17 protein-coding genes, 1 tRNA gene and 1 pseudogene are annotated in these 22030 nt (G+C 59.2%); 3 read left to right on the top strand and 16 right to left on the bottom strand.

The features are described from left to right. From QTL95_RS25950 to rpsL, 4 genes are all read right to left on the bottom strand, one after another. Window positions 1–694, bottom strand: a 694-nt coding sequence (locus QTL95_RS25950; protein WP_289722757.1) for a GTP-binding protein, incomplete at its 3' end; no start/stop codon positions are given. Window positions 695–762: 68 nt separating this feature from the next. Next, entirely contained in the window at window positions 763–2862 is a 2100-nt protein-coding gene (fusA, locus tag QTL95_RS25945) for an elongation factor G (protein ID WP_289722756.1), read from the bottom strand. 29 nt (window positions 2863–2891) lie between these two features. Further along, window positions 2892–3362, bottom strand: a complete 471-nt coding sequence (gene rpsG, locus QTL95_RS25940; protein ID WP_289722755.1) for a 30S ribosomal protein S7 — start codon at window positions 3360–3362, stop codon at window positions 2892–2894. Window positions 3363–3440: 78 nt separating this feature from the next. After that, entirely contained in the window at window positions 3441–3812 is a 372-nt protein-coding gene (gene rpsL / locus QTL95_RS25935) for a 30S ribosomal protein S12 (protein WP_018902683.1), read from the bottom strand. A gap of 484 nt (window positions 3813–4296) precedes the next feature. Here rpsL and QTL95_RS25930 point away from each other — a divergent pair, with 484 nt between their 5' ends. Together QTL95_RS25930 and QTL95_RS25925 are read left to right on the top strand one after the other, a co-directional pair. Continuing rightward, window positions 4297–4590 carry a transcriptional regulator gene (locus QTL95_RS25930; RefSeq protein WP_289722754.1) on the top strand — a complete coding sequence of 98 codons (294 nt, stop codon included), beginning with the start codon at window positions 4297–4299 and terminating at the stop codon, window positions 4588–4590. Window positions 4591–4597: 7 nt separating this feature from the next. Beyond that, window positions 4598–4684: pseudogene (locus tag QTL95_RS25925) on the top strand (DNA mismatch repair protein MutT); the annotation flags it as partial. Window positions 4685–4820: 136 nt separating this feature from the next. On the opposite strand, the gene rpoC reads toward QTL95_RS25925, so the two are convergent. The 12 genes from rpoC to QTL95_RS25865 all read right to left on the bottom strand — a co-directional run bounded on the left by rpoC (window position 4821) and on the right by QTL95_RS25865 (window position 21046). After that, window positions 4821–9032 carry a DNA-directed RNA polymerase subunit beta' gene (gene rpoC, locus QTL95_RS25920; protein WP_037187142.1) on the bottom strand — a complete coding sequence of 1404 codons (4212 nt, stop codon included), beginning with the start codon at window positions 9030–9032 and terminating at the stop codon, window positions 4821–4823. A 189-nt stretch (window positions 9033–9221) separates the two neighbouring features. Beyond that, window positions 9222–13358 (bottom strand): DNA-directed RNA polymerase subunit beta, encoded by a 4137-nt coding sequence (gene rpoB / locus QTL95_RS25915; protein ID WP_289722753.1) that lies wholly within the window; start codon window positions 13356–13358, stop codon window positions 9222–9224. Between the two features lie 256 nt (window positions 13359–13614). Further along, a complete protein-coding gene (gene rplL, locus QTL95_RS25910) occupies window positions 13615–13992 on the bottom strand; it encodes a 50S ribosomal protein L7/L12 (protein WP_112536934.1) in 378 nt (125 codons plus the stop codon). A 58-nt stretch (window positions 13993–14050) separates the two neighbouring features. Then, a complete protein-coding gene (rplJ, locus tag QTL95_RS25905; protein ID WP_016553543.1) occupies window positions 14051–14569 on the bottom strand; it encodes a 50S ribosomal protein L10 in 519 nt (172 codons plus the stop codon). A gap of 326 nt (window positions 14570–14895) precedes the next feature. Continuing rightward, on the bottom strand, window positions 14896–15588 hold the full coding sequence (gene rplA / locus QTL95_RS25900; protein WP_289722752.1) for a 50S ribosomal protein L1: 693 nt from the start codon (window positions 15586–15588) through the stop codon (window positions 14896–14898). Window positions 15589–15592: 4 nt separating this feature from the next. Then, window positions 15593–16024, bottom strand: a complete 432-nt coding sequence (gene rplK / locus QTL95_RS25895; protein WP_289722751.1) for a 50S ribosomal protein L11 — start codon at window positions 16022–16024, stop codon at window positions 15593–15595. Window positions 16025–16195: 171 nt separating this feature from the next. After that, the gene (gene nusG / locus QTL95_RS25890) at window positions 16196–16726 is read right to left on the bottom strand and encodes a transcription termination/antitermination protein NusG (protein ID WP_037187132.1); all 531 of its coding nucleotides are present in this window, start codon (window positions 16724–16726) and stop codon (window positions 16196–16198) included. A gap of 17 nt (window positions 16727–16743) precedes the next feature. Then, window positions 16744–16944, bottom strand: coding sequence for a preprotein translocase subunit SecE (secE, locus tag QTL95_RS25885; RefSeq protein ID WP_037187131.1), 201 nt, complete (start codon window positions 16942–16944; stop codon window positions 16744–16746). Window positions 16945–17213: 269 nt separating this feature from the next. Then, window positions 17214–18767 (bottom strand): glycosyltransferase family 39 protein, encoded by a 1554-nt coding sequence (locus QTL95_RS25880; protein ID WP_289722750.1) that lies wholly within the window; start codon window positions 18765–18767, stop codon window positions 17214–17216. Further along, on the bottom strand, window positions 18764–19873 hold the full coding sequence (locus QTL95_RS25875) for a glycosyltransferase family 2 protein (RefSeq protein WP_289722749.1): 1110 nt from the start codon (window positions 19871–19873) through the stop codon (window positions 18764–18766). Before QTL95_RS25875 ends, QTL95_RS25880 begins: the two co-directional genes overlap by 4 nt. Window positions 19874–19936: 63 nt before the next feature. Beyond that, a tRNA-Trp gene (locus QTL95_RS25870) sits at window positions 19937–20012 on the bottom strand. A 140-nt stretch (window positions 20013–20152) separates the two neighbouring features. Further along, window positions 20153–21046 carry an NAD-dependent epimerase/dehydratase family protein gene (locus QTL95_RS25865; RefSeq protein ID WP_289722748.1) on the bottom strand — a complete coding sequence of 298 codons (894 nt, stop codon included), beginning with the start codon at window positions 21044–21046 and terminating at the stop codon, window positions 20153–20155. Window positions 21047–21248: 202 nt separating this feature from the next. On the opposite strand from QTL95_RS25865, the gene QTL95_RS25860 reads away from it, so the two are divergent. Then, window positions 21249–22019 (top strand): hypothetical protein, encoded by a 771-nt coding sequence (locus QTL95_RS25860; RefSeq protein WP_289722747.1) that lies wholly within the window; start codon window positions 21249–21251, stop codon window positions 22017–22019. The last annotated feature ends 11 nt before the right edge of the window (window positions 22020–22030 follow it).

The following is a 22030-nucleotide window of genomic DNA, read 5'->3' as shown; positions in this document are numbered from 1 at the left end:
CACGCTCGACGCGGCCGGTCACAACCGTACCACGGCCCGAGATCGAGAACACGTCTTCGATCGGCATCAGGAACGGCTGGTCGATCGGACGCTCAGGCGTTGGGATGTAGGCGTCGACCGCTTCCATCAGTTCGCGGATCGCGTCTTCGCCGATCTTCTTGTCCGAATCTTCGAGAGCGGCCAGAGCCGAGCCCTTGATGACCGGGATGTCGTCGCCCGGGAAGTCGTAGGACGACAGAAGTTCGCGAACTTCCAGCTCGACGAGCTCGAGGAGTTCTGCGTCGTCAACCTGGTCGACCTTGTTGAGGAACACGACGATGGCAGGAACGCCAACCTGACGAGCCAGCAGGATGTGCTCGCGGGTCTGCGGCATCGGGCCGTCGGCAGCCGAGCAAACCAGGATCGCGCCGTCCATCTGGGCAGCACCGGTGATCATGTTCTTGACGTAGTCGGCGTGGCCGGGGCAGTCGACGTGCGCGTAGTGGCGGTTCGGCGTCTCGTATTCGACGTGTGCCGTCGAGATGGTGATGCCGCGTGCCTTTTCTTCCGGAGCAGCGTCGATCTGGTCGTACGCCTTGAACTCGCCGAAGAACTTCGTGATCGCTGCCGTCAGAGACGTCTTGCCGTGGTCAACGTGGCCGATCGTGCCGATGTTAACGTGCGGCTTGTTGCGCTCAAACTTACTCTTTGCCATTTAGGCTCTCCAATTCTGCTAGTCCCCGAGGGGATCTAATTCTTGTTATCGGTCAATTGGTATTCCGGTCACTTCTGACCGGAATACTTTGCCTGGATCTCGTTTGCGACGTTCGACGGGACCGGCGCGTAGTGATCGAAGGTCATCGTGTACTGGGCGCGGCCCTGCGACATGGAGCGCAGGTTGTCGACGTACTTGAACATGTTCGCCAGCGGGACGTTCGCGTTGATGACAACAGCGATACCGCGGGTTTCCTGGCCCTGGATCTGGCCACGACGCGAGTTCAGGTCGCCGATAACGTCGCCGACGTAGTCTTCCGGCGTTACGACTTCGACCTTCATCATCGGCTCGAGGAGCTGAGCGCCGGCCTTCTTGGCTGCTTCACGGAAGCAGGCACGCGAAGCGATTTCGAACGCCAGAACCGACGAGTCAACATCGTGGAAGGCACCGTCGATGAGCGTCGCCTTGACGCCGAGCATCGGGAAGCCAGCCAGCGGACCGGAGGACAGAACGCTTTCGATACCCTTCTGAACGCCCGGGATGTATTCCTTCGGAACTGCACCGCCGACGATCTTGGATTCGAACTTGAAGTCTTCGCCTTCCGGGTTCGGTTCGAAGATGATCTTGACGCGCGCGAACTGACCGGTACCACCGGACTGCTTCTTGTGCGTGTAGTCTTCTTCGTGCTGACGCGTGATGGTTTCGCGGTAGGCGACCTGCGGAGCACCGACGGTTGCTTCGACCTTGAACTCACGACGCATACGGTCGACGAGAATGTCGAGGTGAAGTTCGCCCATACCGGCGATGATCGTCTGACCGGATTCCTGGTCAGTCTTCACGCGGAAGGACGGATCTTCAGCAGCCAGACGGTTGAGCGCGAGACCCATCTTTTCCTGGTCGCCCTTGGTCTTCGGCTCGATCGCGATCTGGATGACCGGCTCGGGGAATTCCATGCGCTCGAGGATAACCGGCTTCAGCGGATCGCAGAGCGTATCGCCAGTGGTGGTTTCCTTGAGGCCGGCAAGAGCAACGATGTCGCCTGCGAAGGCTTCTTCGATGTCTTCACGCGAGTTGGAGTGCATCTGCAGCATGCGGCCGACGCGCTCGCGCTTGTCCTTGACCGTGTTCATGACCGACGCGCCCTTTTCGAGCTTGCCGGAGTAGATGCGGGCGAAGGTGAGCGAACCGACGAAGGGGTCGTTCATGATCTTGAACGCGAGCATGGAAAGCGGCTCGGCGTCGTCAGCATGACGTTCGATTTCGGCTTCCGTCTTGAAGTCGATACCCTTGATCGCCGGAATGTCGAGCGGCGACGGCAGGTAGTCGACAACAGCGTCGAGGAGCGGCTGAACGCCCTTGTTCTTGAAGGCGGTGCCGCAGAACATCGGGTGGAACTTGACGTCGATCGTGCCGCGACGGACGAGCGCGCGGATCTGGTCGTTGTCGGGCATGTTGCCTTCGAGGTAGGCTTCCATCGCGGCTTCGTCGATCTCGACAACGGTCTCGATCAGCTTTTCGCGATATTCTTCAGCCTTTTCCTTCATGTCGGCAGGGATTTCGACAACGTCCCACTGGGCGCCGAGCGATTCATCGCGCCAGATGAGCGCGTTCATCTCGATCAGGTCGACAACGCCCTTGAATTCGCTTTCAGCGCCGATCGGCAGCTGCATGACGACGGCCGTTGCACCGAGACGGGTCTTGATCATCTCGACGGAGCGGTAGAAGTCAGCGCCGGTCTTGTCCATCTTGTTGCAGAAGATCATGCGCGGAACGTTGTACTTCTCAGCCTGACGCCAGACGGTTTCCGTCTGCGGCTCTACGCCTGCGTTGGCGTCGAGAAGGGCAACAGCACCATCGAGAACGCGCAGCGAACGCTCGACTTCAATGGTGAAGTCGACGTGGCCGGGAGTGTCGATGATGTTGAAGCGGCGCATCTTGCCGTCGCGACCCTTCCAGAAGGTCGTGGTCGCAGCGGAAGTGATCGTGATGCCACGTTCCTGTTCCTGCTCCATCCAGTCCATCGTGGCCGCGCCATCGTGCACTTCGCCGATCTTGTGCGACTTGCCGGTGTAGTAAAGGATACGCTCGGTCGTCGTCGTCTTGCCGGCGTCGATGTGCGCCATGATACCGAAATTACGGTAGTCTTCGATTTTATATTCGCGAGCCATAATGGACTGCCTTTCGGAACCGTTCGGGATTACCAGCGATAGTGCGAGAACGCACGGTTGGCATCAGCCATCTTGTGCGTGTCTTCGCGCTTCTTGACGGCGCTGCCACGGTTGTTGGATGCATCGAGAAGCTCGCCGGACAGGCGATCGACCATCGTCGTTTCATTGCGCTTGCGAGCGGCAGTGATCAGCCAGCGAATTGCGAGGGCCTGACGACGCTCGGGACGAACATCGACTGGAACCTGATACGTAGCACCACCAACGCGGCGCGAACGGACTTCTACGTGCGGAGCAATGTTGTCGAGGGCGGCGTGGAAAACAACCAGCGGCTCCTGCTTCGACTTGTTCGCTACGGAGTCAAACGCGCCGTAAACAATGCTTTCAGCGACGGACTTCTTGCCGTCGAGCATGATCGCATTCATGAACTTGGTGACGATGAGATCGCCGAACTTCGGGTCCGGGTTGATCTCGCGCTTTTCTGCTCTGTGACGTCTGGACATACTTCTCGTCTCTTAACCGTTAAGGCGCTTTACCACGCGGAGGACCTCACGCAGCGCCGAATTCAAAAAAAGTCCGAATTACTTCGGACGCTTCGCACCGTACTTGGAACGACGCTGCTTGCGGTTCTTGACACCCTGGGTATCGAGAACGCCGCGGATGATGTGGTAACGGACACCCGGAAGGTCCTTTACGCGGCCGCCGCGGATCATGACAACGGAGTGTTCCTGAAGGTTGTGACCTTCGCCAGGAATGTAACCGATGACTTCAAAGCCGTTGGTGAGACGAATCTTGGCGACCTTACGGAGAGCCGAGTTCGGCTTCTTCGGCGTCGTGGTGTAGACGCGGGTGCAAACACCACGCTTCTGCGGGTTTTCCTGCAGTGCAGGAACCTTGTTACGCTTTACGTTTGGCTGGCGCGGCTTGCGGATCAGCTGGTTTACGGTAGGCATTCAACCATCCCTTACGTTTCTATCTCAGAACCCTTGCGGGCGTAACTCACGCCGTCTCCGGCAAGATCACACGCTTGTCTCAATGCGCAAAACGTGGCCCGATCTGTTTTTGCAGATGGACCACCGAGAGCAGAGGACGCAAAAGAAATGCGTCATGCGTGCAGGCAACATATCTTCAACGTGCGTTTCGAACCTTGTTTGAGGTGATATCAGGGGCGCGTCGCTCCCGATGGCCATGCCTCACATGGGTTCCGATGGCGCGGGTACTACTGGTTTCCCGTCCTCGCGTCAAGGCTGTTAAGAAATAATCTTCGGCGGAACGCCTTGAAACGCAGCCTTTCGGCCCTCTTTGGGGAGCTTATGGCAAAATCGGCGGGAGACGCCAAGTTAAACTTGGGCATTGCGGCGAAAGCGGCTAAGGAATCACAGATTGCAAGGGCCAAGTGCCTGAAAACAGATTCAAATCCGAATCGAAGGACTTAGGATGATTACTTCTCCCGACAACGACAACAATTCCGAAGGCCCGATGGTCTTCATCATCATCGGCAAAGGATATGAAACCGATGCCAGTGAGGGTGTCGACCTTCACATCATGCTGAGGGGCGCCGACGAGGACAGCGCCGTACGCACGGCGCTCAACGCACTGGCCGAAGAAGGCTTCATCGAGGCCGACCTCGACCAGATCGGTATGCTGACGGAAGTACCGGCGGAAGAGCCGCACGCTTCCGCCTATCAGGGCGCCGTCGACGGCGAAGTCGCCATCATCCGGTTCAGCTGAGACGGGCATGGAGCCGGATGCGCTGAAAGTGCTGATCTACGCCACATGGCGTGACCGGCTTCTGGTTTTCGATGAGCCTGAGTTTCCGGACGTACGGCATGGAACATTGCCTGCCAATGATCGGCTGAACCACGCAGCCCCTGCCCGCTTCAAAATCTGAAACGAAAAAGCCGCCCGGATCGCTCCGGGCGGCTTTCTTGTCTTTTCCATCGCGCGGACCGCGCTGCCGATTACTCGGCAGCCGGTGCGTTTTCGCTGGCGAGATCCTGGAGCATCGGGGTTGCGACATCCGCACCCGTACCCTTGCGGCGCTCTTCCAGGATCAGCTCGTCGCGCGAGGTCGCGATACGGCGGATCTGCGTCATGGTGCCACCGGTACCGGCCGGGATGAGGCGGCCAACGATGACGTTTTCCTTCAGACCCTGCAGGCCGTCGGTCTTGCCGGCGATCGCAGCTTCCGTCAGCACCTTCGTCGTTTCCTGGAAGGAAGCGGCCGAGATGAAGGACGGCGTCTGCAGCGACGCCTTGGTGATGCCGAGCAGAACCGGATCGCCGTAGGCCGGCTTCTTGCCCTGTTCGATCAAGCCGTCGTTGACGTCTTCGAGCTCGATACGGTCGACGTTGTCGCCGACGATATAGGTCGAGTCGCCTGCATCGGTGATTTCCACCTTCTGCAGCATCTGACGGACAATCACTTCGATGTGCTTGTCGTTGATGACAACGCCCTGAAGACGATAGACTTCCTGGATTTCGTTGACCAGGTACGAAGCCAGAGCCTCGACGCCCTTGATCGCCAGGATGTCGTGCGGAGCCGGGTTACCGTCGAGGATGTAATCACCCTTTTCGATGTAGTCGCCTTCCTGAAGGTGGAAGGGCTTGCCCTTCGGGATCAGGTATTCGACAGGCTCGACACCGTCTTCCGCCGGCTCGATGATGACGCGACGCTTGTTCTTGTAGTCGCGGCCGAGGCGGATCGTACCATCGATCTCAGCGATGATGGCGTGGTCCTTCGGACGACGCGCTTCGAACAGTTCGGCAACACGCGGCAGACCACCGGTGATGTCCTTGGTCTTTGCGCTTTCCAGCGGCGAACGTGCAAGCACGTCACCCTGGGAAACCTTCTGACCAGGCTCGACCGACAGGATCGCGTCGACCGACAGCTGGAAGCGTGCATCGGCACCGCGCGGCAGCTTCATGACGCTGCCGCTGGCATCGAGAATGACGATTGCCGGCTTGAGGTCCGAACCGCGCGGGGTCGAACGCCAGTCGATAACCTGACGCTTGGTGATACCCGTGGATTCGTCGGTCGCTTCGAGAACGGAGAGACCGTCGACAACGTCTTCGAACTGAACGGTACCAGCCACTTCCGTCATCATCGGACGGGTGTAGGGGTCCCACTCTGCCAGACGCTGACCGCGCTTGACCTTGTCGCCTTCGTCCACATGCAGCTTCGAACCGTAAGCAACACGCTGCGAGGAGCGCTCGACACCACGCTCGTCCAGGATCTGAACGGTCATGTTGCGGCCCATCGCGACGAGGACGTTGTCCGAGTTGCGCAGAACGTTGCGGTTCTTGATCTGGATCGTACCTTCGTACGAGGCTTCCAGGAACGACTGGTCGACCACGTTTGCCGTGCCACCAAGGTGGAACGTACGCATGGTGAGCTGCGTGCCCGGCTCGCCGATCGACTGAGCCGCGATAACGCCGACGGCTTCGCCCATGTTGACGGGCGTACCGCGTGCAAGGTCGCGACCGTAGCAGACGGAGCAAACTCCGGTCTGAACTTCGCAGGTCAGAGCCGAACGGATGCGGATCGACTGGATACCAGCCTTTTCGATCTCGATGACATCGGGCTCGAGGATCATCTTGCCGGCGTCGACGAGACGTTCGCCGGTAACCGGATGATCGATATCGTCGAGAGCCGTACGGCCGAGGATACGAGCGCCGAGCGAAGCAACGACCTGACCGGCATCGACGATGGCGGTCATGGTGAGGCCCTTGTCGGTGCCGCAATCCACGAGGTTGACGATGCAATCCTGGGCGACGTCGACGAGACGACGGGTCAGGTAACCGGAGTTAGCCGTCTTCAGAGCCGTGTCCGCAAGACCCTTACGTGCACCGTGGGTCGAGTTGAAGTACTCGTTGACGGTCAGACCTTCCTTGAAGTTCGACGTGATCGGCGTTTCGATGATTTCACCCGACGGCTTGGCCATGAGACCGCGCATGCCGCCCAGCTGACGCATCTGGTTCGGAGAACCACGGGCACCCGAGTGCGACATCATGTAGATGGCGTTCATCGGCTTCTGGCGACCGGTCTTGTCGTCGAATTCGACGGCCTTAATGCGGGCCATCATGTCTTCGGCGACCTTTTCGGTTGCCTTGCCCCATGCGTCAACGACCTTGTTGTACTTTTCGCCCTGAGTGATCAGGCCGTCATTGTACTGCTGCTCGTATTCCTTGACGAGGTTTTCGGTGTCGCCAACGATCTTCGCCTTGGAATCCGGGATAACCATGTCGTCCTTGCCGAACGAAATGCCGGCGCGGCAGGCGTGGGTGAAGCCGAGCTGCATGATGCGGTCGCAGAAGATGACCGTGTCCTTCTGACCGCAATGACGGTAGACCGTGTCGATCATCTTGGAGATGTTCTTCTTGGTCATTTCCTGGTTGCAGATGTCGAAGGTCACCTTGCCGTTCTTCGGCAGCAGTTCGCCGATGAGCAGACGACCAGGGGTCGTTTCATAGATCTTCGAGTAGGGCTTGCCATCCTCGTCAATCGACTTGAAGCGGCCGCGGATCTTGGAGTGCAGCGTCACGACCTTGTTTTCGAGCGCGTGATGCAGTTCACCGAGGTCGGAGAAGGCCATGCCTTCGCCCGGCTCGTTCTGGTTCATGATCGCGAGGTAGTAGAGGCCGAGAACCATGTCCTGCGACGGAACGATGATCGGTGCACCGTTTGCCGGGTGCAGGATGTTGTTCGTCGACATCATCAGGACGCGGGCTTCGAGCTGGGCTTCGAGCGACAGCGGCACGTGAACGGCCATCTGGTCACCGTCGAAGTCGGCGTTGAAGGCCGTGCAGACGAGCGGGTGCAGCTGGATGGCCTTGCCTTCGACCAGGATAGGTTCGAAGGCCTGGATACCCAGGCGGTGCAGCGTCGGTGCGCGGTTCAGGAGAACCGGATGCTCGCGGATGACCTCATCGAGGATATCCCAGACCTCAGGCTTTTCCTTTTCAACCAGCTTCTTGGCCTGCTTGACGGTCGAGGAGTAACCCTTGGCGTCGAGGCGGGCGTAGATGAACGGCTTGAAGAGCTCGAGCGCCATCTTCTTCGGCAGGCCGCACTGGTGCAGCTTCAGTTCCGGACCGGTCACGATGACCGAACGGCCGGAATAGTCGACGCGCTTGCCGAGAAGGTTCTGGCGGAAGCGGCCCTGCTTGCCCTTCAGCATGTCGGACAGCGACTTCAGCGGACGCTTGTTGGCGCCGGTGATGACGCGGCCACGGCGGCCGTTGTCGAACAGCGCGTCCACAGATTCCTGCAGCATGCGCTTTTCGTTGCGGATGATGATGCCGGGAGCGCGCAGTTCGATCAGGCGCTTCAGACGGTTGTTACGGTTGATGACGCGGCGGTACAGATCGTTCAGATCGGACGTCGCGAAACGGCCGCCATCGAGCGGAACCAGCGGGCGCAGGTCCGGCGGGATGACCGGGACGACCTTCATGATCATCCATTCCGGACGGTTGCCCGACTCCATGAAGTTCTCGACGATCTTCAGGCGTTTCATCAGCTTCTTCTGCTTGAGATCCGACGTGGTGTCGGCCAGATCCGAGCGCAGGTCGCCCGCGATCTTCTCAAGGTTCATCGATGCCAGCATCTCGAAGATGGCTTCGGCGCCGATCATGGCTGTGAACTGGTCTTCGCCGTATTCATCGACGGCCAGCATGTACTCTTCTTCCGTCAGGAGCTGGTGCTCCTTGAGCGCGGTGAGGCCCGGCTCGGTGACGATGTAGTGTTCGAAGTAGAGAACGCGCTCGACATCCTTTAGCGTCATGTCGAGCAGCGTCGAGATGCGCGAGGGCAGCGACTTCAGGAACCAGATGTGGGCAACGGGAGCTGCGAGCTCGATATGGCCCATGCGCTCACGGCGAACGCGCGACAGCGTAACTTCGACGCCGCACTTTTCGCAGATGATGCCCTTGTACTTCATGCGCTTGTACTTACCGCACAAGCATTCGTAGTCCTTGATCGGTCCGAAGATGCGGGCGCAGAACAGACCATCGCGTTCAGGCTTGAACGTACGATAGTTGATCGTTTCCGGCTTCTTGATCTCACCATAAGACCAGGAGAGAATCTTCTCCGGAGACGCAATCGAGATCCGGATGGAATCGAAATTCTGCGCAGGCACCTGCGGATTGAAAAGATTCATGACCTCTTGGTTCATGCCTGTCTCCTTCATGGGCTGAAAGCCCTCAAACTGCGATGGTCAGCGGCAAATCCCGGGCGCCGCGCCATCGCGAAAAAACGACAATAACCGCAGAATGCGGCGAAATCGTCCCTTCCCGGCCAACACGTTACGGGGCCAGAGCTGGGACGGTGCGCGCTGCAGGACAGCGCGCACCCTATCAGGTGGTTACTCGGCGGCGTCCGGCAACTGGCCGGTCTGCTGCTCGTCAACCTTCGAGTTCTCGAGCTCGACGGAAAGACCCAGTGAGCGCATTTCCTTGACGAGAACGTTGAAGCTTTCGGGAATACCCGCTTCGAACGTGTCGTCGCCACGGACGATGGCTTCGTAGACCTTGGTACGACCGGCGACGTCGTCGGACTTGACCGTGAGCATTTCCTGCAGCGTGTAAGCTGCGCCGTATGCTTCCAGAGCCCAGACTTCCATTTCCCCGAAGCGCTGACCGCCGAACTGCGCCTTACCACCGAGCGGCTGCTGGGTGACGAGCGAGTAAGGACCGATCGAACGAGCGTGGATCTTGTCGTCGACAAGGTGGTTCAGCTTGATCATGTACATGTAGCCGACGGTGACCTTGCGGTCGAAGGGTTCGCCCGTGCGGCCGTCGTACAGAACCGACTGACCACTTTCGTGCAGACCTGCCTTCTTCAGCATCGAGGCAACGTCAGGCTCATGCGCACCGTCGAAGACCGGCGTTGCGATAGAGACGCCACGGCGGGACTGTTCGGCCAGCTTGACGAGCGAGTCGTCGTCGAAGTTGGCGACTTCGTCCTTGGCCTGCGACGAGTAGACGTCCGTCAGCTCTGCCTTCAGGTCGGCGATGTCCATCGTCTTGCGGTACTGGTCGAGCAGCTCGCCGATCTTCTTACCCATGCCGGCGCAAGCCCAGGCAAGGTGGGTTTCGAGGATCTGGCCGACGTTCATGCGCGAAGGCACGCCCAGCGGGTTCAAGCAGATGTCGACATGCGTGCCGTCTTCGAGGAACGGCATGTCTTCGACAGGCACGATACGCGAGACCACGCCCTTGTTACCGTGACGGCCGGCCATCTTGTCGCCCGGCTGAATCTTGCGCTTCACAGCGACGAAGACCTTGACCATCTTCATGACACCAGGAGGCATTTCGTCGCCGCGCTGGACCTTCTCGACCTTGTCCATGAAGCGCTGTTCAAGGCGCGACTTGGATTCGTCGTACTGGCCACGCAGGGCTTCGAGCTCGGACTGAACCTTTTCGTCCTCGACGGCGAACATCCACCACTGCGAGCGGGGGTATTCGGAGACGACGGCGTTCGACAGCTCAGTGCCCTTCTTGAAGCCCTTCGGGCCCGCGATGGACGACTGGCCGCGGAGCATCTCGATCAGACGGCCGTAGACGTTACGGTCGAGGATCGCCTGCTCGTCGTCGCGGTCCTTTGCGAGACGTTCGATCTCTTCGCGTTCGATCGCCATTGCGCGTTCGTCTTTTTCAACGCCGTGGCGGTTGAAGACGCGGACTTCGACGATCGTGCCGTAGGTGCCCGGAGGCATGCGCATGGACGTGTCGCGAACGTCGGAAGCCTTTTCACCGAAGATGGCGCGCAGAAGCTTTTCTTCCGGCGTCATCGGGCTTTCGCCCTTCGGCGTAATCTTGCCGACGAGGATGTCGCCCGGCTGAACTTCAGCGCCGATGTATACGATGCCTGCTTCGTCGAGGTTCTTCAGCGCTTCTTCCGAAACGTTCGGAATGTCGCGCGTGATTTCTTCCGGACCAAGCTTGGTGTCACGGGCCATCACTTCGAATTCTTCGATGTGGATGGAGGTGAACACGTCGTCAGCGACGATGCGTTCCGACATCAGGATCGAGTCTTCGTAGTTGTAACCGTTCCACGGCATGAACGCGACGAGCGCGTTGCGGCCGAGAGCCAGGTCGCCCAGGTCCGTCGACGGACCGTCGGCGAGGATATCGCCACGGTTGACGACGTCACCGACGGTAACCAGCGGGCGCTGATTGACGCAGGTGTTCTGGTTCGAACGCTGGAACTTCTGCAGGCGGTAGATATCAACGCCGGACTTGCCGGCATCGAGGTCTTCCGTCGCGCGGATAACGATACGCGTCGCGTCGACCTGGTCGACCACACCGCTACGACGGGCACCGATGGCGGCGCCGGAGTCGCGAGCAACGACCGGCTCCATGCCGGTGCCGACGAACGGAGCTTCGGCACGCAGCAGAGGCACGGCCTGACGCTGCATGTTCGAGCCCATGAGCGCGCGGTTGGCGTCGTCGTTTTCCAGGAACGGGATGAGAGCGGCTGCGACCGAAACGACCTGCTTCGGCGAGACGTCCATCAGGTTCATGCTGTCGCGCGGTGCGAGCATAACTTCGCCGGCGTGACGGCAAACGACGAACTCGTCGACGAACTCGCCGTCGGCCGACAGTTCCGCGTTGGCCTGTGCGACGTAGTACTTGGCCTCCTCCATTGCGGAGAGGTAAAGAACGTCGTTCGTGACCTTGCCATCGACAATGCGGCGGTACGGCGATTCAATGAAGCCGTACTTGTTGACGCGCGCGAAGGTAGCCAGCGAGTTGATCAGACCGATGTTCGGTCCCTCAGGCGTTTCGATCGGGCAAATACGACCGTAGTGGGTCGGGTGAACGTCGCGGACTTCGAAGCCTGCGCGCTCGCGGGTCAGACCACCCGGGCCAAGAGCCGAAAGACGGCGCTTGTGGGTGATTTCCGAAAGCGGGTTCACCTGGTCCATGAACTGCGACAGCTGCGAGGAGCCGAAGAATTCGCGAACAGCGGCTGCTGCCGGCTTGGCGTTGATCAGGTCCTGCGGCATGACCGTGTCGATCTCGATCGAGGACATACGTTCCTTGATCGCACGCTCCATGCGGAGCAGGCCGAGACGGTACTGGTTTTCCATCAGTTCGCCGACGGAGCGAACACGACGGTTGCCGAGGTTGTCGATGTCGTCGATCTCGCCCTTGCCGTCGCGCAGTTCGACAAGCATCTTGACCACGGCCAGAATGTCTTCCTTGCGGAGCGTGCGAACGGTGTCGGCGACGTCGAGGTCGAGACGCATGTTCATCTTCACGCGGCCAACGGCGGAGAGGTCGTAACGCTCCGCATCGAAGAACAGCGAGTTGAACATGGCTTCGGCCGATTCCATGGTCGGCGGTTCACCCGGACGCATCACGCGGTAGATGTCGAACAGAGCGTCCTGGCGGTTCTCGTTCTTGTCGGCGTTCAGCGTGTTGCGGATGTAGGCGCCGACATTGATGTGGTCGATGCCGAGAACCGGGATTTCGTCGAAACCGTGCGACAGGATGACCGGCAGGGTCTTCTCGTCGATTTCGTCGCCGGCCTCGAGGTAGATTTCACCCGTCGAGTAGTTGACGATGTCTTCGGCAAGGAAGTTGCCGTACAGGTCTTCGTCGGTCGCCTTGAGAGCCTTGAGGCCCTTTTCGGAGAGCTGGCGAAGCAGACGCGGGGTCAGCTTCTTGCCGCCTTCGACGACCACTTCGCCGGTGTCGGCGTCGATCATGTCGGTGATCGTCTTCGCACCCTTGAGGGTCTCAGGGGTGAACGGAATACGCCAGCCGTCGCCGTCGCGCTCGTAGTTCGACTTCGTGTAGAAGGTCGACAGGATTTCTTCGCCGTCCATGCCGAGGGCCATCAGCAGCGACGTTGCCGGAATCTTGCGGCGACGGTCGATACGGGCGTAGACGATATCCTTGGCGTCGAATTCGATATCGAGCCAGGAGCCGCGATACGGAATGACGCGAGCCGCGAAGAGCAGCTTGCCGGAAGAGTGGCTCTTGCCCTTGTCGTGGTCGAAGAACACGCCCGGCGAACGGTGCATCTGCGAAACGATGACGCGCTCGGTGCCGTTGACGATGAACGTACCGTTATTGGTCATGAGCGGCATGTCGCCCATGTAGACGGACTGTTCCTTGATGTCCTTGATCGACTTCGCGCCCGTATCCTCATCGATATCGAACACGATCAGACGAAGCGTCACCTTCAGCGGCGCCGCATAGGTCAGGTCGCGCTGCCGGCATTCATCGACGTCGAACTTCGGCGGCTCGAATTCGTAGGACACGAACTCCAGCATCGAAGCGCCGGAAAAATCCGTGATCGGGAAAACGGACTTGAAAACTGCCTGAAGGCCCTCGTCAGGGCGACCGCCCTTGGGCTCTTCAACCATCAGGAATTGGTCGTAGGACGCCTTCTGAACCTCGATGAGGTTCGGCATCTCTGCGACTTCTGGGATCTTACCGAAAAACTTGCGTACGCGCCTACGACCATTGAACGAAAGGGTCTGAGCCATCGTCGCTCCTTCAAAATTGCATCCGGGCCTGCAACGGACGGGAACCGATGGCCAGTCGACCCCGTCGATCATGAGTAATTCAATCTCGTCTCACTTCCCGAAACACGAGGCCGGATTGCCTTCGCGTCTTGGTTCGAGACTATCCTCTTGAAGAACCCATTACCCAAAAGCCGTTTTCACGCGGCTTTTGGGTAATTCGTTCAACGAAACGACAAATGGGAGGTGAGAAACCTCACCCCCCACATGTAGTTCAAGATTACTTAACGTCGACCTTAGCGCCGGCGTCTTCAAGCTTCTTCTTGATGTCGGCAGCTTCAGCCTTCGAAACGCCTTCCTTGACAGCCTTCGGAGCGGCTTCAACGAGGTCCTTGGCTTCCTTGAGGCCGAGGCCGGTGATGCCACGGACTTCCTTGATGACGTTGATCTTGTTAGCGCCGGCGTCAGCCAGGATAACGTCGAACTCGGTCTTTTCTTCTTCAGCAGCAGCCGGAGCAGCGCCACCGCCAGCAGCAGCAACTGCTACCGGAGCAGCAGCGGAAACGCCCCACTTTTCTTCGAGAAGCTTGGACAGTTCTGCAGCTTCCAGAACGGTCAGCGAGGAGAGGTCGTCTACGATCTTTGCGAGATCAGCCATTGTATCAATTCCTTTTGTTCGGTTCGAACCGGTTGTTTATAAACAGCAAAAAACCGCCTTATGCGGCTTCGTCCTTCTTGGCGTAAGCCGAAAACACGCGAGCAAGCTGGCTTGCCGGTGCTGCAACAACGCCTGCAATGCGGGTAGCCGGAGTCTGGATCATGCCCAGCAGCTTCGCGCGCAGTTCGTCCAACGAAGGCAGGGTCGCGAGCGACTTGACTGCATCGGCGTTGAGCGTCGTTGTTCCCATGGCGCCGCCCAAAACAACGATCTTATCGTTGGTCTTGGCGAAATCCACGACGACTTTCGGAGCGGTGATCGGGTCATTGCTGTATGCAATGAGCGTCTGACCGGTGAAGAGACCAGAGATCCCTTCCGCTTCCGTACCCTGAAGGGCGATTTTGGCCAGGCGGTTCTTCGCGACTTTGACGGTACCGCCAGCTGCGCGCATCTTGGAACGGAAGTCGTTCATCTGCGCGACTGTAGCACCAGCATAGTGGGCCACGACAACCGAGCCCGAAGCCTTGAAGACTTCGTTCAGTTCCGTGACGAATTCGCGTTTTTCCGCTCTTTCCACTGCCTATCTCCAGTAGATGAGACCGTGACCGGCCCCATCGGGTTGCCTTTGCCTCCTGAGATCACGAATGATCCCAAGCGACGCTTGAGGATCCTGTCCCCTCGCGCTCCGCGCCAGAAAGGCTAAGAGGCACAAGGCATCCAAGGTTCGAACCAAATCGATGAAGCGGAGCTTCAAAAATTCGGGCCTTACCCGTCTCATGCAGGCCAAGTGATTAAGGGAAAACCACCTGCAATCTCGGACAGGATTCCGGATTTCTCCGGAATATCCCGGCCCCTTGCGAGGCCGGAATCTGATGAGCCGGGCCGAAGCCCGGCGAAACTTGATTAAGCGGTCGTGACCGAAGCGACTTCGATCTTGACGCCCGGGCCCATGGTCGAAGAGATCGCTACGCGCTTGACGTAGTTACCCTTGGCGCCAGCCGGCTTTGCCTTGATGACGGCGTCAGCGAAGGCCTTGATGTTTTCTTCAAGAGCCTTGGCGTCGAACGAAGCCTTGCCGATGCCGGCGTGGACGATACCAGCCTTCTCGACGCGGAACTCGACAGCGCCGCCCTTGGAAGCCTTGACGGCACCGGCGACGTCCATGGTGACGGTACCGACTTTCGGGTTCGGCATCATGCCACGCGGGCCGAGAACCTTACCGAGGCGGCCGACGAGCGGCATCATGTCCGGGGTCGCGATGCAGCGATCGAAGTCGATCTTGCCGCCCTGAACGATCTCGACGAGATCTTCAGCGCCGACAACATCAGCACCTGCAGCCTTGGCTTCATCAGCCTTGGCGCCACGTGCGAAGACGGCGACGCGAACGTCACGGCCCGTGCCGTTCGGCAGGTTGACAACGCCGCGAACCATCTGGTCGGCATGACGCGGGTCAACGCCGAGGTTCATCGATACTTCGACGGTTTCGTCGAACTTGGCGACAGCCCGTTCCTTGACCATGCTGATAGCGAGGTCGAGAGCGTAGAGCTTCGTGGGATCAACACCTTCGTTGATCTTCTTGGTGCGCTTGCCTGCCATGGTCTTATCCTACCACTTCCAGGCCCATGGCGCGGGCAGAGCCCTCGATCATCGCCATTGCGCCTTCGATATCAGCTGCGTTCAGGTCCTTCATCTTGGCTTCGGCGATCGACTTGATCTGAGCCTTGGTGAGCTTGCCTGCGTTGGCGCCCTTGCCAGGCGTCTTCGAGCCGGACTGGATCTTCGCTTCCTTCTTCAGGAAGTAGCTGACAGGCGGCTGCTTCATGATGAAGGTGAAGGACTTGTCCTGGTAGTAGGTGATGACGACCGGAATCGGCATACCCTTTTCCATTTCCTGCGTGGCGGCATTGAACGCCTTGCAGAATTCCATGATGTTAATGCCACGCTGACCAAGCGCCGGGCCGATCGGCGGGGACGGGTTAGCCGATCCTGCCTTGACCTGAAGCTTGAGCTGGCCTGCAACTTTCTTAGCCATATCTCTCTGCCTTTCACTGACGGCCGGTTGCCCGGCCAATAAATGCCGAATTACTCCGGCGGCTGCGGTTGCGTGGTTCGGATTTTAGGACCCGGCTAAGGTGCCCTCACCTTCCACGCGCTTCGCGGCTTGCGCCGCAGGAAAACAAGTCGCTTACGACCGCCTCCCGGCTCAGACCTTCTCGACCTGAGCGTATTCGAGTTCGACCGGCGTAGCGCGACCAAAGATGGATACTTCGACCTTCAGACGCGAACGCTCTTCGTCCACATCCTGCACAGTGCCGTTGAACGATGCGAAAGGACCGTCGGAAACACGGACCTGCTCGCCGATCTCGAAGGTAACCGAAGACTTCGGACGCTCGACACCTTCCTGGACCTGACCAAGAATGCGCTCCGCTTCGGAGTCGGGAATCGGAACCGGACGATTGTCGGAACCGAGGAAGCCGGTGACCTTCGGCGTGTTCTTGATCAGGTGATAGGCCTCGTCCGTCAGATTCGCGCGAACCATGACGTAGCCCGGGAAGAACTTGCGCTCGCTATCGACCTTACGGCCGCGACGCACTTCGACCACCTTTTCGGTCGGCACGAGAATCTTCTCGAACAGGTGCTCAAGCCCCTTCTGGCGAGCCTTGTTCTCGATGTCCTCAGCGACCTTCTTTTCAAAATTCGAATATGCGTGGACGATATACCAACGTGCCGCCATGTTATATCTCCACCCTATCAGTTGCCGACGTTGAGCACGAAGCTCAGGAGCCAACCGATAAGCTGGTCCGCGGCAAAGAAGAACAGCGCGGCAAATACCACCATTACCAGCACCATGATCGTCGAGATCATCGTCTCGCGGCGCGACGGCCAGGTAACTTTCGACGTTTCCGTGCGAACCTGCTGAAGAAACGTAAACGGATTGGATTTGGATGCCATCGACTGCCCACGCAATTACGGCGCGTAAAGCTGAAATATCAGCCCCACGCACCGCGTGTCTGTTGAACCCTACATAACCACCGCTTCCCGTTAACACAAGAGGGGAAACCGAAGTTTAACGAAATTAACGGATACGCAGCATCAAGCCCTGAGGCAACGCCGGCGCTTCGCAAGACACGGAACATTTCCATGCCGAGGGGCCCTGTTAACATAGACTGCCTTCGCTTTGCAATGCGCCGATCTCATCTTTTGCCGGATACTTTTCAACATCAGGGAGGCGACCGCTCGAAGAGCCGAGCTTTCACGAGGCCGAATGCGAGTTCTTCAGCCAAGCGACCCATCCGCGCAACGGCGGTGAGAGCGAGACTGTCAGGATCGTACAAATCAGATCGGCGAGTGACCAACCAGATGCGGGAGTAACCGGCCAGCCGCTCGTCAAGATCGGCCACATCGCCGGCGATGACCTGTGGCGCTCCAAGATTACCTACGTGGCTTCGGCTGCCGGCTTGAGCAAGATAGGGAAAAGGGCCTGGCAAATAGATCACCGGCGGAGAGCGCGATGCCGATCCATAATAGTCAAAAGCGACATTGAGTTCATTGGGAATGGCAATGACGATATCGCCGGGACGGGCACGTGCGGTCAGTTCCGTGCTCAGTGCGCGAAAATCCTCGGTCGGCACCGCCGCATAGTCCTGCGTCACCATCCGGAGACTTGCGGCGAGAACGACGCAGCAGACGACGAACCTGATCGGCGGGCTCTTGAACACGCAGACAATGCCACATGCCGCCAATAGCATTAGCGGCGGGGCCATCCAGCCAAAAAGCCGGTCCAGATAAATAGGCTTCATCAGGAAGCTCAGCGTCAGGACGAGTGACAGCGGCAAGACAAGCACGACGCAGAGGCCGGCAAGCAACGGCCGGTGACGTTGCCACAGCGCCAACGCGCCGGCGCCGGCAAGAAGAAGGGCGAGAGCGGCAGGCCCGAGCCCGCCGCCCGCCAGAACCCAGGCGCTGGCGAGATCGTATGGCATCGGCGTGATCCAGAACCGCATCGCGCCGAAGCTCTGGCTTTGCCGGATGAACCAGGGAAGAAACGGCGCCCAGATCAACAAGGCGCCGATGCCCGCCAAACAGGCTAGCGCGAACATTCGCCCTCTGTGAATGGAACCGGACACCAGGATCGCCACACCCAACGCGCACCAAATGCCGAAGGCCACGAAGAGCGCCGTGTTGTGCGACCACAGGAGAAGCCCGCCGGACAATGCAAGCGCCATCGCCCAAACAGCCGCACGCGGACGGACGACATGGCGCCCGAACGCCGAGACAAATCCCGCCGACGCGACAAGGGCGCAAGTCACCGCAAGCGTTTCAAGCGCGTAGGGCCGCGCCTCCTGTGCATATTTGATGCTTCCAGCATTGACGGCGAGCAACAGTCCGGCAATCAACGACACGGCCTCGCCCGTCGCCCCGACCCGAAGCAGGCGCCCGGAGATCGAGAGAAGGAAAACGGTCGTGACGCTTGCCAGCACGGAGAAACTTCGCAGCCCAGCCTCGCTGGGACCGAAGAAGAAGCGCCAACCCTTCAGGAGCGAATAGTAGAGCGGCGGGTGGGTTTCATAAGCCGGAACTTCGCTCCAAAGCTCGCGGAGCGGCAACGCGGAAAACCAGGCGCTGTAGGTTTCATCCAACCAGAGCGGGCGACTTGCCAGCATCGGGAGCCGCAACCCCACGGCGATCAACAGGATGCCGGCCGCGCATAGCCAGAAGAGAGACGTTCCAAGAGCTTGGCTGCTCTTCTCGGGTCCGGGCTCCACCGCCGTCAAACCCTGCTCCCGTGACGGCCTTTCACGATGTAGATCGGTCGCCCCTTTACCTCGAAATAGATCCGGCCGACATACTCGCCGAGAATACCGATGCCGATCAGCTGCACGCCGCCCAAAAGAAGGATCGCGGTGGCAAGCGAAGCATAGCCCGGAACATCCACGCCCCAGATCAAGGTCCGCACCGTCAGCATGACGGCGCGAATGACCGCGCAGAAAGCGACGAAGGTGCCGATGTAGGTCCAGATGCGCATCGGCAGCGTGCTGAAACTCGTGACGCCCTCCATCGCGAAGTTCCACAGCTTCCAAAAAGAGAACTTGGTCTTGCCCGCCGCGCGTGGTTCGCGGCGATATTCAATTTCCGCCGTTCGAAAACCAACCCAGGCGAACAGGCCTTTCATGAAGCGATGCCGCTCAGGCAATTGCGCCAGGGCATCAACCACCTCGCGGGTGATCAGGCGGAAATCGCCGGTGTTTTCGGGGATGGCGACATCAGACAATGCATTGTGCACGCGGTAGAACGCCGAAGCCGTCCAACGCTTGAGCACGGTGTCGGCCGACCGATCCATCCGTTTCGCGAGCACGACATCATATCCTTCCCGCCATTTTTCGACCATTTGGGCAATCAGTTGCGGAGGATCCTGGAGGTCGGCGTCGATCGGCACAATGATATCGCCACGCGCCTCGGCAAGTGCTGCGGAAAGCGCGGCCTCTTTGCCAAAATTCCGGCTGAGATCGATAACCCGGATACGGGCATCGGCCCGACAAGCGCCGAGCAACACCGCCAGAGTCCCGTCCCTGCTGCCATCGTTGACGCATACGATCTCGAAATCGATACCGTCGATCCGCTCGAGTTCATCGACCACGCGCGAAAAAAACAAGGGAAGGACATCCTGTTCGTTGAAACAGGGGACGACCAGGGAAAGAAGTGGGGGGACTTTCTCGACGGCGGACTTTGGTGCAATGCCATCCGGCACGGCCGAGGCGGAGCGCACCTCCGCCGGCAGCGGCCGCTTCTTGCGACCGGCTTTCGTGCCTTGCCTCTCCACGGATTGTGGCGTCAACTTCCTTCTCCGGCACTGATCGACCGGTGACTGTGAAAACGCCACAACAAACCAGCCGGTTCAATTCCAGCTAGACATAGACGGACAATGTATAAAGAAGTCTGAAAATGGCAGGGGCAGAGGGGCTCGAACCCACGACCTGCGGTTTTGGAGACCGCCGCTCTACCAGCTGAGCTATACCCCTTCGCGCTTTGCATTCACTCCTGTGGCCGCTTGGCCTCAGGACGTTCGTGCAAGCATGGCGCACCCTTTACGGCGACTACGCAGGAATGGCAAGTGCGTTTTTCGATTTTTCCAACGCCGCATCCACTCCCGAAGCGGCGCTCAAGCTTTCACATAGTTTCGCCAGTCGTGCTCCTCCTTGAAACCGAGCACCTCGCGGATCTTGCGGTTGGACAGCAGGCCTTCATATTCGCCGATCTCGCGGGTGAAGGGAACGTTCGGATAGAATCGCTCGGCGAGCTTTCTCGAGGGAGTATTGGCCGAAACGGTGTCGTTCGCCGCGTTGAAAACCTGGAAGCCAAGACCGTCTTTCTCGATGCAGAGATGGCAGATCTGGCCAAGGTCGCGCGCGTCGATGTAGCTCCACGCGATCCGCTTGCGCATCTCGGGATTGGCGAAATAGGTGGGAAAATTTTCGTATTCATGCGGCTCGATGACATTGCCGATTCGCAGCGCGTAAATATCCGCCCCGCTGCGGTCGGCGAAAGCGCGCGCGGTCTTCTCGTTGACGACCTTGGACAGGCCGTAGGAGTCCATCGGATCCACGTCGTAGTCTTCATCGAGCGGGAACTGATGAAAATCGCGATGCCCCTCGGCGAAGCAGACGCCATAGGTCGTTTCGCTGGAAGCGACGACGATCTTGCGAACGCCCAGCTTCACGGCCGCCTCTATGACGTTGTACGTGCCCATCGTATTGATTCGGAAGGTCTCGTTGTCGGGCTTGATGAGGATGCGCGGGATGGCAGCGAAATGGATGACGGCATCATATGGCCGCACACCCCTGCCCGCCTCCAGATCCGGAAAGTCCGTATGCATGGAGAGCGCGTTGAAGACCTGACCGCTATCGGTAATGTCGGCGATCAGGTTTGTGACGCCGGGGCTCTGCAACGGCACGAGATCGACATTATGCACCTCGTAGCCGGCATTGACGAGCCACGGCACCGCGTGACGGCCCGCCTTGCCCGAGCCACCGGTAAACAGAATACGCTTGGCCATGAAACTTCTCCTCATCCTGCCTGACAATTGGCAGTATTCGACGGACAAGGCAAGCAATGCCAAGCCCCGCCAATCTTTTCCTTCCGGGGATGACGCCGACGCCAGCATCCTCTATCCATGACACTTGGGAAATGAGGATCGGACCGAAACTACGATGCGGATGCAAGGGGAAGACTTTGAGGCCATTCTGGCCGACTATGAAATGGTAGCGCTGATCGCCAACAGCGAAGCCGTCGACATCGATGCCATCACACGGTCTTTGCCTGAACGTACACTCTATGTATTTTTCACCGGCTGCGCCAAGGTCTTGTCACGCCCGTTCGAACATGATGCGATACTCTGCCACCGGCTTGTTGCCGGCGGCACCCGGTTCCTGAAGTCACAAAAACACTTCAACCGGGCCTACAGCCTGTTTTCGAAACCGCTCAAGGCGGAGGTCGGCGTGCTTGCAAGCCCCGGCGTCCCCGACGGGACGCCGCCTATCCCCGCCGCGCGGTCAAGCGACTTGGTGCCTTACACGCTCGATTTCGACTACAAGATCGGCCACATCTATCCGATCAAACGCGTGCCGACTACGGGCTTTGCAGTCGCCATGTGGATCGCCGAGACGATGCCGAAGGCGCAGGTCTGCCTCTGCGGCTTCACCGGCGTTGCCAGCCTGAACCTGAGCATGTACGCCGAACATGACTGGACGTGGGAGCAGATCCTGCTGCAGCTCTTCGTCAAGAAGGGACGCATCCTGCGGTTCGAAGAGACACTCGGCGAGGCGACCGGTTCCAGTGCGCGTATTCACGCCCGTTTTCCCGAATTCAGCGAGGCTACGATCGCGCTCGTCGCCTCCAATGTATTGGCCAACCGCTTCACGGGCATGGAACGGCAGATGGCCAAACTCTGGGGGATGACAAAGTTCCAACGCCGGGTACGCGGTTTCGTGCGACGCTTGGGCAATCGTTTGAAGCGCTTCAAACGATAAGGCCCGCCACT

The sequence above is a fragment of the Rhizobium sp. S152 genome, assembly GCF_030380735.1.
Taxonomy (GTDB): domain Bacteria; phylum Pseudomonadota; class Alphaproteobacteria; order Rhizobiales; family Rhizobiaceae; genus Rhizobium.
The sequence above is the reverse complement of the archived record's forward strand: the minus strand, read 5'-3'. Positions and strand labels throughout refer to the sequence as shown.

Coding starts and splice junctions, on each gene's coding strand:
- fusA (WP_289722756.1), bottom strand. CDS start 2,862: ATGGCTCGCGAATATAAAATCGAAGACTACCGTAATTTCGGTATCATG.
- rpsG (WP_289722755.1), bottom strand. CDS start 3,362: ATGTCCAGACGTCACAGAGCAGAAAAGCGCGAGATCAACCCGGACCCG.
- rpsL (WP_018902683.1), bottom strand. CDS start 3,812: ATGCCTACCGTAAACCAGCTGATCCGCAAGCCGCGCCAGCCAAACGTA.
- QTL95_RS25930 (WP_289722754.1), top strand. CDS start 4,297: ATGATTACTTCTCCCGACAACGACAACAATTCCGAAGGCCCGATGGTC.
- rpoC (WP_037187142.1), bottom strand. CDS start 9,032: ATGAACCAAGAGGTCATGAATCTTTTCAATCCGCAGGTGCCTGCGCAG.
- rpoB (WP_289722753.1), bottom strand. CDS start 13,358: ATGGCTCAGACCCTTTCGTTCAATGGTCGTAGGCGCGTACGCAAGTTT.
- rplL (WP_112536934.1), bottom strand. CDS start 13,992: ATGGCTGATCTCGCAAAGATCGTAGACGACCTCTCCTCGCTGACCGTT.
- rplA (WP_289722752.1), bottom strand. CDS start 15,588: ATGGCAGGCAAGCGCACCAAGAAGATCAACGAAGGTGTTGATCCCACG.
- rplK (WP_289722751.1), bottom strand. CDS start 16,024: ATGGCTAAGAAAGTTGCAGGCCAGCTCAAGCTTCAGGTCAAGGCAGGA.
- nusG (WP_037187132.1), bottom strand. CDS start 16,726: ATGGCGGCACGTTGGTATATCGTCCACGCATATTCGAATTTTGAAAAG.
- secE (WP_037187131.1), bottom strand. CDS start 16,944: ATGGCATCCAAATCCAATCCGTTTACGTTTCTTCAGCAGGTTCGCACG.
- QTL95_RS25865 (WP_289722748.1), bottom strand. CDS start 21,046: ATGGCCAAGCGTATTCTGTTTACCGGTGGCTCGGGCAAGGCGGGCCGT.
- QTL95_RS25860 (WP_289722747.1), top strand. CDS start 21,249: ATGGTAGCGCTGATCGCCAACAGCGAAGCCGTCGACATCGATGCCATC.